Below are 13,650 nucleotides of genomic sequence, written 5' to 3'. Positions count from 1 at the left end.
GCCGGTGCGCCGCCTGCCGCGCCGCGGCGGGCGGGACCATCTGCGAGTGGTCGCTGACCGGGCCGGCGCTCGGCTACGGTTGCCGCGTGCCCGACGGCCCGCAGCGTTCCCGCCAGCCCGAGCCGCTGCCCCGCGGCCGCCACAAGCTGTCGGAGCAGTCCGTGCGCGCGTCGCAGCGCGAGCGGCTGCTGTTCGCCGTGCTGGAGGCCGTCGCGGACCGCGGCTTCGCGCGGACCACGCTGACCGACATCGTGCGGCTCGCGCGCGTGTCGCGCAACGTGTTCTACGAGCAGTTCACCGACAAGGAGGACTGCTTCGTCGCGGCGTGCGACGCGATGGCCGTCGACCTGATGCGCGCGGTCCGGGCGGCCGCCGCGCCGCACGCCGACTGGCTGAGCGCGCTGCGCGCGGGCATGACGACCTACCTGGAGTGGTGGGCCGCGCAGGCGCGCTGGTCGCTCGCCTACTTCATCGAGTTGCCGGCGGCGGGCGCGCGCGCCCTGGACCAGCGCGAGCGCGCCTACGCGGAGTTCCGCACCATCTTCGTCGACGTCGCCGCGGGCGTCCGGGCCGAGCGCCCGGAGCTGGCGCCGGTGCCGGAGCTCGTCCCGTCGCTGCTGGTCATGGCCATCACCGAGCTCGTGAGCAGCGAGGTCCGCGCTGGGCGCTCCGCGCAGCTGGCCGAGCTGGCCGACGACCTGGTGGCGATCGTCGTCCGGCTGGTCTCCGACGACCGCGACGTCGCCCGGTTGACTTAAAAGACTGAACAGTATTTAATTGGTCGGCAGGGTCAACGTCTGTCCGGAGGAGAGCATGTTGCGTCGTCGCCTGATGCGCGCGGGGGTCCTCGCGCTGGCCGTGTCCGCGTTCGCGTCCGCCAACGCGTCCGCGGTCACCAACCCGATCGAGTCCAAGTACAAGGTGGCCGGTCCGTCGGCGATCGCCACGAGCGACGTGACGTCGGCCGGGAGCGTCACCTACAACCTGCTCTATCCCGCCGATCTCGGCGCCGGCGGCGTCAAGGCGCCGATCGTCACCTGGGGCAACGGAACCGACGCGGTGCCCAGCCAATACTCGGGGCTGCTGCACCAGCTCGCGTCGTGGGGCTTCGTGGTCGTCGCGTCCACGAGCACGAAGACGGGGAAGGGCACCGAGATGCTCGCCGGCGCGCAGTACCTCGTCACGCAGAACGCCACGGCCGGCAGCCCGTTCTACCAGCAGCTCGACACCACGAAGATCGCCGCGGTCGGCCACTCGCAGGGCGCGGGCGGCGCGGTCAACGCGACCACCCACTCCGCGGGGCTCATCACCTCGACGATCCCGATCGCCCTGCCGAGCACCATCTGGGTCTCGCCCGGCGACGAGTACCACCCCGAGCAGCTGACCAACCCGGTGCTCTTCCTCGGCGGCGCCAACGACTGGTTGATCTCCCCGCCGAGCACGATCGCCGGCTTCTACGACAGCGTGCCGGGCGCGGCGGCCAAGGCCGTGCTCAAGAACGCCGACCACAACACGATCCAGGGCACCGGCGGCGGCTTCCTGGGCTACATCACCGCCTGGCTGCGCTACCGCCTGAGCGGCGACACCTACGCGCGCGGCGCCTTCGCCGGCACCGGTCCCGAGATCAACACAAACACGGCGTGGCAGAACCAGGCCGAGAAGCAGCTGCCGTGATCGGGAGGACACGGCAGGCAGGAGCGCGCGCCGCGGGCGCGGCGCTCCTCGCCACCTTCGCGCTGACCGCCGCGCCGACCGCGCACGCGACGACGACGACGGCCTGTCCGCCGACGTCGTCGCTGGCCAGCGCCGCGACGCTGCGCACGCTCAACGCCGCCGAGTGGAAGTTCGGCGCGCGGCCCACGGGCAGCGTCGCGCACGAGCAGTTCGTGGACTGGCTCGAGGCGCGGCTGCGCCGGATCCCGGGCGTGCGGCTGCGCGAGCAGCGGTTCACGATCCGGCGCTGGACGGCGCAGACGAGCACCCTGCAGCTGCGCGTCGGCGACCGCGCCGTGGCGCTCCCGGTCGCCGGCCCGGTGCCCTCCTCGGGCGCCACCGGCGCCGCCGGCGTCACCGCGCCGCTGGTCGTCGTCGCCGACGACGCGCCGATCTCGGCCGCGACCGCCGCCGGCAAGATCGTCGTGCGCGAGGCGCCGCGCGGCAGCGTCCCGCTGAACGTCTTCGCCAACCCGCTGCTGAGCTGGGCGGAGTACGACCCCACGCACATGATCGACCAGGCCGGGACCTACCAGGGCGACTTCATGAACTACGACAAGCGCCTGCAGGACATGCAGGACGCCGACCGCGCGGGCGCGGCCGGCATCGTGTTCCTGAAGGACCTGCCCCGGGCCCAGATCGTCGGCCACGACGAGCCCTACGAGGGCTTGGCCTACAAGACGCCCGGCCTGTGGCTGGGCTCCGACGAGTCCAAGGCGATCCGCGACGCGCTCGCCGGCGGCGGCCAGCCGCAGGCGACGATCACCCTCCGGGCGACGACGCGTCCCGTCACCACGCGCACCCTGCTGGCCACGATCCCGGGCGCCAGCCAGCAGCGGCTGGTGATCGACAGCCACACCGACGGGACCAACGCCGTCGAGGACAATGGGCCGATCGCGATGTTGACGATGGCGCGCTACTTCGCCGGCCTGCCGCGCGGCTGCCGCGCCAAGACGATCGAGCTCGCGTTCAGCACCGCGCACTTCTACCAGCGGGTCAAGGGCCCGGACGTCCACGTCCGCGACGGCGGCTCCGAGCAGGTCGCCGAGCAGCTCGACCGCGACTACGACAAGGGCACGGTCGACGCGGTGGTGGTGCTCGAGCACCTCGGCGCGCTGGAGTACGCCGTCCAGCCGCGACCCGACGGCATCGGGATGACGCTGCGGCGCACCGGCAAGCCGGAGCTCGCGCTCGTCGGCGTCTCGGACTCGCCCAAGCTCGTGTCCGCCGTCCAGGACGAGGTGCGCCGCTACGACCTGCGGCGCACGGCGCTGCTGAAGGGCGCCGACGCGCCGGGCGACCACGTCCCGGTGCACTGCAGCTTCGGCGGCGAGGGCACGCCTTACAACCGCCACCTGCTGCCGACGGTGGCGACGATCGCCGCGCCGCAGACCCTCTACGACCCGGGCTGGGGGCTGGAGGGCATCGACTTCGGCCTGATGCGCCGCCAGGTGTTGGCCTACACGTCGCTCCTGCGTCGTCTGGACGGCATGTCGCGGGGCGCGATCGCGGGCAACGTGACGAAGCTGCGCCAGCAGCGCAAGGCCGGCGCGGCGACCTGCCCCTGGGCTCCGTGAGCCGGAGGGCCGCCGTCGTCGCGGGCGCGTGCGCGCTGCTCGCCGTGACGCTGCTCGGCGCCCACGGGGCGCCGGGCGCGCGCGCGGCGGGCGGGCCGGCGCCGTGCGTGGCGCGCGCCACGCCGGTCCGGCTCGGGCTGGACCTCGTACGCCGCGCGACCGACGGGCGGCTGGTCACGCTCACGCTGGCGTCGCGCGCGATGGGCGGCCGCCAGCGCGTCGCCGTGCTGCTGCCGCGCGGCTACCCGGCCGGCGGCCGGCGCCGCTACCCGGTGCTGTACCTGCTGCACGGCACCGGCGGGTCCTACGCCGGGTGGTCGGCGCAGGGCGACGTCGCGCGCATCGTCGGCGACCGCCGGCTGATCGTCGTCATGCCCGACGACAGCGCCAACGGCGCCTACACCGACTGGTACGGGTTGCCCACGGGCGTGCACGCGCCGGTGCCCGCATGGGAGTCCTACCACCTGTCCGAGCTGCTGCCGTGGATCGACCGCCACTACCGGACCGTCGCCGCGCGGGGCGGCCGGATCGTCGCCGGCCTGTCGTCGGGCGGCGCGGGCGCGATGAAGTACGCCGCCCGCCACCCGGGCCTGTTCGGGTGGGCGGGCTCGTTCTCCGGGGCCGTCGACCTCGGGCTGCCCGCCTACCGGGCCGTCGCGCCGGCGCTCAACGCCGCGACGCCGCCGGGCGGCCTGCCCGGGACGTGCACGTTCGGCCCGCCCGGCGCCGACGCCGCCGGCGTCGCGGCCAACGACGCGACCGCGCTGGCGCCCAACCTGAAGGGCACCGGGCTGTTCGTGGCGTCGGGCAGCGGCGTGCCCGGCCCGCTGGACGCGCCGGGGCCGATCACCGACGTCCAGGCGGGCGTCGAGCGGGTCGTGTGGCCGATGAACCAGGCCTTCGCCACCGCGCTCGACGCCGCCGGCGTGGCGCGCACGACCGACTTCTACGGGTCGGGCACGCACGCGTGGCCCTACTGGCAGCGGGAGCTGGGGCGCTTCCTGACCTGGCTGGACCCGCGCGTCGGCCACCCGCAGCCGGCGCCGCGCGCGTTCTCGGTGCGCAGCGGCGAGGCGGCGTTCGCGGCCTGGGGCTGGGACTTCGCGGTGCGCCGCGGCGTCCGTGAGCTCCTGTACCTGTCCGACGTGCGGCGGGCCGGCCTGACGGCGCAGGGCAGCGGGACCGTCACGGTCACGTCACCGCCGCTCTACCGGCCCGGGCGCCGCTACCGCGTGGGTGCGGCGACGCGGCCGCGCCACGTCGCGGTCGCCGACGCCGACGGGCGGCTGCGCTTCGGCGTCGACCTCGGCCCCGCCCACCGCCACCCGCAGACGACCTTCACCCCCGAGGCCCGGCGCACCTGGCGCCGCGCCGTGATCCACATCGACGAGGCACGATGACCAGACGACGCCTGCCCCTGCTGCTCGCCGCGGCGCTCGGCCTCCTGCCGGCGGCGGCCGCCGCCGGAAGCCCGGCGCTCGCGGCCGGCCCGCCGCCGCTCAGCGGCGACGCCGGGCGGGCCGCCATCTCCTCGCCCTTCGGCAACGGCGACTTCGGCCGCTGGGTGACCGACCGCTTCGGCCTGCCCGCCTACGACTACACCATCGACCAGCACACGAACCCCATCGCCGCCCAGCAGGCGCTCGCCGGCGGCACCGACGCGTGGAACCAGGTCGGCAACGGCCGCGTCAAGGTCGACGCGCACACCGGCGGCTGGATCCAGTTCTGGGATCAGGACCGGCTCGCGCAGTGGGGCAACCGCTACGAGCCGGACCGGCGCCACTACGGCGGCGGCTACGGCTTCCTGCGCGTCGGCGGCCGGACGATCAGCACGGCCTACGACGACCGCCCGGCCGGCGCCCGGACGCTGCGCCGCTACGGCGTCGGCTCCTTCGCGCGGCGCACGGTCAGCGCGCCGGTCGCGATCGACGAGACCGTCTACGCGCCGTTCGGCGACGACCCCGCCGTCCGCCACGACGTCCGGATCACCAACACCACCACCAAGCCGATCAACGCGGTGTGGTCGGAGTACTGGGACGTCAACCCGGTCGTGCTGCACAACCCCAAGGAGGAGGTGCAGCCGCAGCTCGTGCACCGCGGCATGGGCGCGCCGCGCTACGCCGCGGCGACCCGCACGCTGTCGGTCGCCCAGCGGCCCTTCGCCGGCGACGAGCATCCGCTGTCGATCTTCGCCGCCGCGCTCGGCGCCCCGGTCGACGGCCACGGCACGAGCGCCGCGCGGTTCTTCGGCGCCGGGACGCGCGCCCAGCCGACGGGCGCCGCGACGCGCCTGCGGGGCGCGGCCGGGGCGCGACCCGTCGCCAACGGCAAGGTGGGCGACACCGCGTTCGTCCTGCAGTCCGCCGTGCGGCTGGCGCCGCACCGCTCAGTCACGCTGCGCTACGCCTACGGCATGGCGCAGCCGCGGCAGGTCACCGGGCTGGTCCGGCGGCTGGGCCGCGTGCGCGAGCCGCTGCGCAAGAGCATGGACGCGTGGCGGCGCTTCGTGCCGCAGGTGTCGCTCGGCGGCCGCGACGCCTGGGTGGGGCGCGAGATGCAGTGGGACGCCTACATGGTCAAGGCGGCGTCGGTCTACGACGCGATCTGCGGCGTGCACACGATCACGCAGGGCGGCTACTACCAGTACGCGATCGGGTTCGACGAGGCCCTGCGCGACCCGCTGGAGCACATGCTGCCGATGACGCTGCTCGACCCCAAGCTCGCCAAGGAGACGATCGTCTGGGCGCTGCAGTACCAGCGCGCCCACACCGGGGACCTGCCCTACGGGACCGGCCCGCTGTGCGGCCGCGTGGAGAAGTTCGGCACCGCCGACGAGCTGAGCTTCTGGCTGGAGCTCAGCGTCATCCAGTACGTGCAGCAGACGCGCGACTTCGCGTTCCTCGACGAGCGCGTCCGCTACGCCGGCGGCGGCGCGGGCACGGTCTGGCAGCACCTGCGCCTGGCGTACGCCAACCAGGAGAAGCGCATCGGCTACGGGCCCCACGGCCTGTACCGCCCCGGTACCGAGGGCGACACCTTCGACCTCACGACCCCGGCGCTGCACCTGACCGAGTCGACCTCGACCACCGGCAACTTCGCCTACATGTACCCGCAGCTCGCCGCGCTGGCGACCGCGCACGGCGACCGTGCCTTCGCCGCGACGCTGCGCGCCGACGGCGCCCGGCTGGCGCGTGCGGTGCAGGCGCAGTGGCAGGCCCGGGGCTGGTACGCCCGCGGCTACATCGGCGATCGCGTGTTCGGCACCGGGGCGATCTACGCCGACGCCCAGTACTGGCCGCTGATGGCCGGCCTGCCGAGCGCCGCGCAGTCGGCGGCGATCGTCGGCAACGTCCGGCGCTACCTCGACGACCAGGGCGCGCCGCCGCAGCTGCGCGGCCCGTCGCCGGTCGGGCCGCTCGCGGTCCCGGCCAAGGGCGACCCGGACATCACGGAGTCGACGTCGAACTTCCCGGGCTCGGAGTCGTGGTGGTTCATGAACGGCCCGCTGGTCTGGGGGCTGGCGCAGAAGGCCGACGCGATCCCGGGCGCCGGCGCCTACGCCTGGGACGTGTTCCGGCGCATCACGCTGGCCAACCACGCCGAGACCTACCCGGACCAGTGGTCGGGGATCATCACGACCGACGACACGTGCGCCGGTCCGTCGAGCCCGTCGCCCGGCCGCTGCGGCCTCGGCTTCTCCACCGCCTACAACACGCAGATCACGCACGCCCACGCGTGGGGGCTGTTCGACCTGTTCAAGCTGGGCGGGTTGGATGCGACGCCCACCGGCTACCGCGTGTCGCCGCGCCTGCCGGCGTCGAGCTTCTCGGTGCGCACGAAGGTCGCGGGCGTCGCCTACGGCGCCCGCCAGGCCCGCGGCTACGTGCGGCCGGTCCGCGGCGGCACGCTGGCGATGCAGGTCCGGCTCCCGGCGCCGACGGCCCACCCGGCGGTCTTCGTCAGCGGCCGCCGCGCCCGGTTCCGCCGCGCCGGCGACGTCGTCACGTTCACGCTGCGCACCCGCGCGGGCCGCGCCACGGACTGGGCGGTCCGCACGGGAAGCTAGTCCTATGCCTTGAGCGAGCGCTCCACCAGCGCGCCCAGCTCCAGCCAGTTCTCGCGCGTCGCCGACGCGGTCCCGCGGACGTCGCCGGCCGAGGCGCGCGCGATGATCGCCTCGTGCTGGGCGACCGACCGCCGGCCCGGCAGCGCCGTGTCGGGCAGGAGCTCCAGCCGCCGCAGCCGGGGGCCGACGTGGCGCAGGGTCCGGCGGATCTCGTCGTTGCCCGACGCGTCGACGAGCGTCTGGTGGAACGCGTCGTCGGCGTCGTAGGCGGCGGGCGCCTCGCGGGCGGTGAGCGCGACGATGAACGCGTCGTTGGCCTCCCGCAGCCGCGCGTGGTCGGCGCGCCTCAGCCGCGGCACCCCGAGCTCGGCGGCCAGCGCGTGGACGGCGGCCACCAGCGGGAACGTGTCGTGCGCCTCGCGGGTCGTCAGGGGGCTCACCCGCGTGTAGCGCTGCGGCGCGATCTCGACCAGCCCGTCGTCGGCCAGGCGGCCGAGCGCGTCGCGCACCGGCGTCCGGCTCAGGCCGAGCCAGGCGCACAGCTCGTCGTCGCGCAGCGACTCTCCGGGCGCCAACGTCCCGTCGACGATCGCGCCACACAACATCGCGTAGGCGTTGTCGCGCAAGAGCTGGCGGTCCACCGCGGCCCGCTGCTGAGGCACTGGCATGTCAGACGCCAGTAGACCACCGCGGCCCATTCGCTTGCAAGCGCACCGTTCGCCGGAGTAGGACAAAGCTATGTGCTTGGCGATCCCTGGTCGGATCATCGAGATGGTCGACGAGGCAAACCGGTTAGCGCGCGTGGATGTCGCCGGCGTGCGCCGGACGGTGAACGTCGGCCTGCTCGACGACGCCCGGATCGACGACTGGGTCCTGATCCACGTCGGTTTCGCGATCTCGCGCGTCGACGAGGAGGAGGCCGCCGCGACCATCGCGCTCCTGGAGGGCATGGGCGCCGACTACGAGCTGGAGCTCGAGGAGCTCCGCCACAGCGTGATCGAATGACCTGCCACGACGCGCATCACTGCATCACCTGCGGCGACGACGGCGTGCCCGAGCGCGTCCTCGCGGTCGACGAGGCCCGCGGCCTGGCGCTGTGCGAGCGCGACGACGGCGGCCACGAGAGCGTCGAGATCGCGCTCGTCGCACCGCTGTCGGTCGGCGACTCCGTCCTCGTGCACGCGGGCACCGCGCTCACCCGACTCGACGACGGCCCGGCATGAAGTACGTCGACGAGTTCCGCGACGCGGCGCTGGGGCGCGTGCTCGCTGGGGAGATCATCGCGGCCGTTGAGCCCGGCCGCCACGTGAAGATCATGGAGGTCTGCGGAGGGCACACGCACTCGATCTACAAGTACGGCGTCGACGACCTCCTGCCCGAGAACGTCGAGCTGGTCCACGGCCCCGGCTGCCCGGTGTGCGTCATCCCGATGGGCCGCGTCGACGACGGGATCGCGATCGCCCGCCACGAGGGCGTGATCCTCACCTGCTTCGGCGACATGATGCGCGTCCCCGGCTCGACCGGCACGCTGCTGGAGGCCAAGGCCGCGGGCGCCGACGTGCGCATGGTCTACTCGCCGCTCGACGCGCTGCGGATCGCCAAGGCCAACCCGGATCGCGAGGTGGTGTTCTTCGCCATCGGCTTCGAGACGACGGCGCCGTCGACCGCGTTGACGCTCAAGCGCGCCCGCGCCGAGGACGTCGCCAACTTCTCCTGCTTCTGCAACCACGTCACGATCGTGCCGCCGCTGCGCGCGCTGCTCGACTCGCCCGACCTGCGCCTGGACGGCTTCATCGGCCCGGGCCACGTCTGCACCGTCGTCGGCGCGCGCCCGCTGGAGTTCATCTGCGCCGACTACGCCAAGCCGGTCGTCGTCTCGGGCTTCGAGCCCGTCGACATCCTGCAGTCGGTCCAGATGATCCTGCACCAGCTGCGCGAGGGCCGCAGCGAGGTCGAGAACCAGTACAAGCGCGTCGTGCCCTACGAGGGCAACGGGCGCGCGCTGGAGATCATGGCCGAGGTCTTCGCGCTGCGCCCGCACTTCGAGTGGCGCGGCCTGGGCTTCATCTCCCACAGCGGGCTGAAGCTGTCCGACGCCTACGCCGACCTCGACGCCGAGCGGCGCTTCGACGTCCCGGGCGTGCGCGTCGCCGACCCGAAGGCGTGCCAGTGCGGCGAGGTGCTCAAGGGCGTCATCAAGCCCTACGAGTGCAAGGTCTTCGGGAGCGCGTGCACGCCGGAGCGGCCGATCGGGACGTGCATGGTCTCCAGCGAGGGCGCGTGCGCCGCGTACTACAACTACGGGCGCTTCGCCCGTGAGCGGGTCGTCGTATGAGCGGCACGGCCGCCCGCGAGGCGCGGGTCCTGGGGATCATCGAGACGCAGCGGGGCAAGCGCCCCAAGTTCCGCGACGAGCGCATCACGATGGCCCACGGCGCTGGCGGCAAGGCGACGGGCGCGCTGATCGAGGGCCTGCTGCTCCCGGCCTTCGGCTCGCCGGCGCTCGACGTGCTCGGGGACGCCGGCGTGCTCGACGTCGGGGGCGCGACGCTGGCGCTGACGACCGACAGCTTCGTCGTCACGCCGATCCGCTTCCCGGGCGGCTCGATCGGCGACCTGGCGGTCAACGGCACGGTCAACGACCTTGCGATGTCCGGTGCAAGGCCCGTGGCGCTGACGCTCTCGCTGATCCTGGAGGAGGGGCTCGAGGCGCCGGCGCTGCGCGCCGAGGTGGAGGCGATCGCGCACGCCGCGGACACCGCCGGCGTCGCGATCGTCGCCGGCGACACCAAGGTCGTCGAGCGCGGCCACGCCGACATGATGTACATCTGCACGACGGGCCTCGGCCACGTCGACCCGCGGGCCGCGCTGTCGCCCGGCGCGCTGGCGCCCGGCGACCGCCTCCTGGTCTCCGGCCCCGTCGGCGCCCACGGCACGGCGATCATGCTGGCGCGCGGCGAGTTCGAGCTGGACGCCACGATCGTCTCGGACACGCGCTCGCTGTGGCCCGCGGCCGACGCGCTGCTCGAGCACGCAGGGCCGGGCCTGCGCTGCTTGCGCGATGCCACGCGGGGTGGCGTCGCGTCGGTCCTCAACGAGCTCGCGCGCTCCTCGGGCGTCGCGATGCTCGTCCAGGAGGCGGCCGTGCCGGTCGACCCGGCGGTCGCCGGGGCCGCCGAGCTGCTGGGGATCGACCCGCTGCACGTGGCCAACGAAGGCGTTCTGGTCGCCGCCGTCGCGCCCGAGTGGGCCGGCGCCGCGCTGGCGGCGCTGCAAGACGTACAGGAAGGGTCCTTCGCGCGCGCCGCCGACATCGGCGAGGTGCGCACGAGCCCCACCGGAATGGTGCTGGTCGAGACGGGCTTCGGCGGGCGACGGGTGCTGGATCAGCTCGTCGGCGACCCGCTGCCACGGATCTGCTGAGACGAGAGGGGTAGGAGATGGCATCGGTCGAGTTCGTTGCAAACCAGGCCCAGACGGAGGCGGTGACCGCCCACGTCCTGTGGATCACCGTCGGGCTGTCGTGCGAGGGCGACTCGGTCGCCATGACCGCGGCGACCAACCCCAGCCTGGAGGACATCATCACGGGGGCGATCCCCGGGATGCCCAAGGTGGTGGTGCACAACCAGGTGCTCGCCTACGAGGTCGGCCAGGAGTACGTCCAGGCGTGGTTCGACGCCCAGGACGGCAAGCTCGACCCGTTCGTGCTGGTCGTCGAGGGCTCGCTCGGCAACGAGAAGATCAACGGCGAGGGGCACTGGACCGGCTTCGGCGTCAACCCCGCCAACGGCCAGCCGATCACGGTCAACGAGTGGCTGGACCGCCTGGCGCCCAAGGCCGCCGCGATCGTCGCCGTCGGGACGTGCGCCACCTACGGCGGCATCCCGGCGATGGCCAACAACCCGACCGGCGCGATGGGCGTCCGCGACTACCTGGGGTGGAACTGGAAGTCCAAGGCCGGCATCCCGATCGTCAACATCCCCGGGTGCCCGGCCCAGCCCGACAACATGACCGAGATGCTGGTCCACCTCGTCTTCGCGCTGGCGGGGATGGGGCCGGTGCCCGAGCTCGACGACGCCGGCCGGCCGGTGTCGCTCTTCGGCCGGACGACGCACGAGAGCTGCAACCGCGCCGCGTTCTACGAGGAGGGCGACTTCGCCACCGAGTACGGCGACGACCACCGCTGCCTGGTCAAGTTGGGGTGCAAGGGCCCGGTGGTCAAGTGCAACGTGCCGCTGCGCGGCTGGGTCAACCACATGGGCGGTTGCCCCAACGTGGGTGGGATCTGCATGGCGTGCACGATGCCGGGGTTCCCGGACAAGTACATGCCCTTCATGGACGAGGACCCGATGGGCCGCGTGTCGTCGGACATCGCGAAGTTCACGTGGGGCCCGCTCCTGCGCTGGGGCCGGCACTTCAACGTCAAGCGCAAGTACGACAAGGAGCCGGAGTGGCGTCACAGCCGCCCCGAGCTCACCTCCGGCTACGCGAAGCGCTGGTGAGGACCGAACATGGCCACCGTCGAATCACCCACCGATCAGAAGGTCACCGTCAAGGAGATGGCCTGGGATCCGGTGACCCGCATCGTCGGGTCGCTCGGCATCCACACCGAGATCGACTTCACCAACCAGCAGGTGCTGAAGTGCTACTCGACGTCGATGCTGTTCCGCGGCTTCGACATCTTCATGAAGGGCATCGACCCGCGCGACGCGCACTTCATCACGAGCCGGATCTGCGGCATCTGCGGTGACAACCACTGCACCTGCTCGTGCCTGAACCAGAACATGGCCTACTCGGTCAAGCCGCCGAAGCTCGGCGACTACGCCTTCAACCTGGCGGAGTCGGCGGACTTCATGTTCGACCACGCGATCTACAACGACTGCATGGCCAACGTGGACTACTCCGAGCAGATGGTCAAGGAGACCAACCCGGCGGTCCTGGCCAAGGCGGAGACGACGGCGGCGCCGCACGCCGACGTCCACGGCTACAAGACGATCGCCGACATCATGCGCGCGCTCAACGCGTTCACGGGGGACTTCTACCTGGAGACGCTCCAGGTCGCCCGCTACACGCGTGAGATGTACTGCCTGTTCGGCGGCCGGCACACGCACCCGTCGACGATCCTGCCTGGCGGCTGCAGCGCGAACATCACCCAGCAGACGTGCACGGAGTACTACGTGCGGTTGATGCGCTACATGGACTACTGCAAGCGCAGCATCCCGATGCACGACGACCTGTACGACTTCTTCTACGAGGCGCTGCCGGGCTACGAGCGCGTCGGCTACCGCGACACGGACATCATCTGCTGGGGCTGCTTCGACGACCCCGACTACGTCGACTACGACTACAAGACGATGACCGAGTGGGGCCGGCGGCGGTTCGTCACGCCCGGCCTGGTCTTCAAGGGCGAGCTGATCACGACCGACCTGGTGGAGATCAACCTCGCGATCCGGATCCTGCTCGGCTCGTCGTACTTCGACGACTGGGGCGCGGAGGAGACGTTCGTGACGAAGGATCCCCTCGGCAACCCGGTGGACAAGCGCCACCCGTGGAACAAGGTCACGCTGCCCAAGCCGCAGGCGCGCGACTGGGCCGACAAGTACTCGTGGGTGGCGTCGCCGCGCATGTACGACGCGCGCAACGAGACCTACGTCGCCAGCGACACCGGCGGCGGGCCGTTCGCCCGCCAGTGGGTCACCGCCAAGGCGGGCCTCGTCGACCTCGGCTTCCTGAAGGCCACGGGCGAGTCCATCAAGATGGTCCTGCCCAAGACGGGGTTCATGCCCGAGATGGAGCTCGAGTGGAAGATCCCGCCGTGGTCCAACGCGATCGAGCGCCAGCGGGCGCGCAGCTACCACCAGGCCTACTCGGCGCTCGTGGGCCTGCACTGCCTGGAGAAGGCGCAGGCCGAGATCCGGGCGGGGCGGACCAAGAGCTGGTCGGACTTCACCGTGCCCGACGAGACGATCAGCGTGGGCTTCCACGAGGCCGCGCGCGGCGTGCTGTCCCATCACATGGTCATCCGCGAGGGCAAGATCGCCAACTACCAGCCCTATCCGCCGACGCCGTGGAACGGCAACCCGCGCGACACCTACGGGACGCCGGGCCCCTACGAGGACGCGGTGCAGAACACGCCGATCTTCGAGGAGAACGGGCCCGACAACTTCAAGGGCGTCGACATCATGCGGGCGGTCCACAGCTTCGACCCGTGCCTGCCCTGCGGGGTCCACATGTACGGGAAGGGCAACGGCACGGTCCGCAAGGTGGTCCACACGCCGACCGGGATGTGCTGAG

Annotated in this window: 12 protein-coding genes; 11 read left to right on the top strand and 1 reads right to left on the bottom strand. The window is 72.7% G+C overall.

Going from position 1 to position 13,650, the window contains the following annotated elements:
• Nucleotides 1-86 precede the first annotated feature (86 nt).
• The 5 genes from DSM104299_RS19355 to DSM104299_RS19335 are packed head-to-tail and all read left to right on the top strand — an operon-like array spanning nucleotide 87 to nucleotide 7,356.
• A complete protein-coding gene (locus DSM104299_RS19355) occupies nucleotides 87-758 on the top strand; it encodes a TetR/AcrR family transcriptional regulator (protein WP_272473287.1) in 672 nt (223 codons plus the stop codon).
• Nucleotides 759-813: 55 nt separating this feature from the next.
• A complete protein-coding gene (locus DSM104299_RS19350; protein ID WP_272473286.1) occupies nucleotides 814-1,674 on the top strand; it encodes an alpha/beta hydrolase family protein in 861 nt (286 codons plus the stop codon).
• Entirely contained in the window at nucleotides 1,671-3,290 is a 1,620-nt protein-coding gene (locus tag DSM104299_RS19345) for a zinc-binding metallopeptidase family protein (RefSeq protein WP_272473285.1), read from the top strand. The genes DSM104299_RS19350 and DSM104299_RS19345 overlap by 4 nt, the downstream gene beginning before the upstream one ends.
• Entirely contained in the window at nucleotides 3,287-4,690 is a 1,404-nt protein-coding gene (locus tag DSM104299_RS19340; RefSeq protein ID WP_272473284.1) for an alpha/beta hydrolase, read from the top strand. Before DSM104299_RS19345 ends, DSM104299_RS19340 begins: the two co-directional genes overlap by 4 nt.
• Complete coding sequence (locus DSM104299_RS19335) at nucleotides 4,687-7,356, top strand: GH36-type glycosyl hydrolase domain-containing protein (RefSeq protein WP_272473283.1); 2,670 nt, start codon at nucleotides 4,687-4,689, stop codon at nucleotides 7,354-7,356. Before DSM104299_RS19340 ends, DSM104299_RS19335 begins: the two co-directional genes overlap by 4 nt.
• A gap of 2 nt (nucleotides 7,357-7,358) precedes the next feature.
• On the opposite strand, the gene DSM104299_RS19330 is transcribed toward DSM104299_RS19335, so the two are convergent.
• On the bottom strand, nucleotides 7,359-8,024 hold the full coding sequence (locus tag DSM104299_RS19330) for a GntR family transcriptional regulator (RefSeq protein WP_272473282.1): 666 nt from the start codon (nucleotides 8,022-8,024) through the stop codon (nucleotides 7,359-7,361).
• 70 nt (nucleotides 8,025-8,094) lie between these two features.
• Between DSM104299_RS19330 and DSM104299_RS19325 the strand changes: the two genes are divergently transcribed.
• From DSM104299_RS19325 to DSM104299_RS19300, 6 genes are read left to right on the top strand one after another with little or no spacing between them, the layout of a single operon-like run.
• Complete coding sequence (locus DSM104299_RS19325) at nucleotides 8,095-8,361, top strand: HypC/HybG/HupF family hydrogenase formation chaperone (protein ID WP_272473281.1); 267 nt, start codon at nucleotides 8,095-8,097, stop codon at nucleotides 8,359-8,361.
• Nucleotides 8,358-8,579, top strand: a complete 222-nt coding sequence (locus tag DSM104299_RS19320; protein WP_272473280.1) for a HypC/HybG/HupF family hydrogenase formation chaperone — start codon at nucleotides 8,358-8,360, stop codon at nucleotides 8,577-8,579. Before DSM104299_RS19325 ends, DSM104299_RS19320 begins: the two co-directional genes overlap by 4 nt.
• Complete coding sequence (gene hypD, locus DSM104299_RS19315) at nucleotides 8,576-9,691, top strand: hydrogenase formation protein HypD (protein ID WP_272473279.1); 1,116 nt, start codon at nucleotides 8,576-8,578, stop codon at nucleotides 9,689-9,691. The genes DSM104299_RS19320 and hypD overlap by 4 nt, the downstream gene beginning before the upstream one ends.
• Nucleotides 9,688-10,779, top strand: coding sequence for a hydrogenase expression/formation protein HypE (gene hypE, locus DSM104299_RS19310; protein ID WP_272473278.1), 1,092 nt, complete (start codon nucleotides 9,688-9,690; stop codon nucleotides 10,777-10,779). Before hypD ends, hypE begins: the two co-directional genes overlap by 4 nt.
• 17 nt (nucleotides 10,780-10,796) lie before the next feature.
• On the top strand, nucleotides 10,797-11,858 hold the full coding sequence (locus tag DSM104299_RS19305) for an NADH-quinone oxidoreductase subunit B family protein (protein ID WP_272473277.1): 1,062 nt from the start codon (nucleotides 10,797-10,799) through the stop codon (nucleotides 11,856-11,858).
• A 9-nt stretch (nucleotides 11,859-11,867) separates the two neighbouring features.
• The gene (locus DSM104299_RS19300; protein WP_272473276.1) at nucleotides 11,868-13,649 is read left to right on the top strand and encodes a nickel-dependent hydrogenase large subunit; all 1,782 of its coding nucleotides are present in this window, start codon (nucleotides 11,868-11,870) and stop codon (nucleotides 13,647-13,649) included.
• The last annotated feature ends 1 nt before the right edge of the window (nucleotide 13,650 follow it).

It is taken from the genome of Baekduia alba, assembly GCF_028416635.1.
GTDB classification, from domain to species: Bacteria; Actinomycetota; Thermoleophilia; order Solirubrobacterales; family Solirubrobacteraceae; genus Baekduia; species Baekduia alba.
Note: the sequence above shows the minus strand (reverse complement) of the source record. Positions and strands in the feature narration are given on the sequence as shown.

Coding starts and splice junctions, on each gene's coding strand:
- DSM104299_RS19350 (WP_272473286.1), top strand. CDS start 814: ATGTTGCGTCGTCGCCTGATGCGCGCGGGGGTCCTCGCGCTGGCCGTG.
- DSM104299_RS19335 (WP_272473283.1), top strand. CDS start 4,687: ATGACCAGACGACGCCTGCCCCTGCTGCTCGCCGCGGCGCTCGGCCTC.
- DSM104299_RS19330 (WP_272473282.1), bottom strand. CDS start 8,024: ATGCCAGTGCCTCAGCAGCGGGCCGCGGTGGACCGCCAGCTCTTGCGC.
- DSM104299_RS19325 (WP_272473281.1), top strand. CDS start 8,095: ATGTGCTTGGCGATCCCTGGTCGGATCATCGAGATGGTCGACGAGGCA.
- DSM104299_RS19320 (WP_272473280.1), top strand. CDS start 8,358: ATGACCTGCCACGACGCGCATCACTGCATCACCTGCGGCGACGACGGC.
- hypD (WP_272473279.1), top strand. CDS start 8,576: ATGAAGTACGTCGACGAGTTCCGCGACGCGGCGCTGGGGCGCGTGCTC.
- hypE (WP_272473278.1), top strand. CDS start 9,688: ATGAGCGGCACGGCCGCCCGCGAGGCGCGGGTCCTGGGGATCATCGAG.
- DSM104299_RS19305 (WP_272473277.1), top strand. CDS start 10,797: ATGGCATCGGTCGAGTTCGTTGCAAACCAGGCCCAGACGGAGGCGGTG.
- DSM104299_RS19300 (WP_272473276.1), top strand. CDS start 11,868: ATGGCCACCGTCGAATCACCCACCGATCAGAAGGTCACCGTCAAGGAG.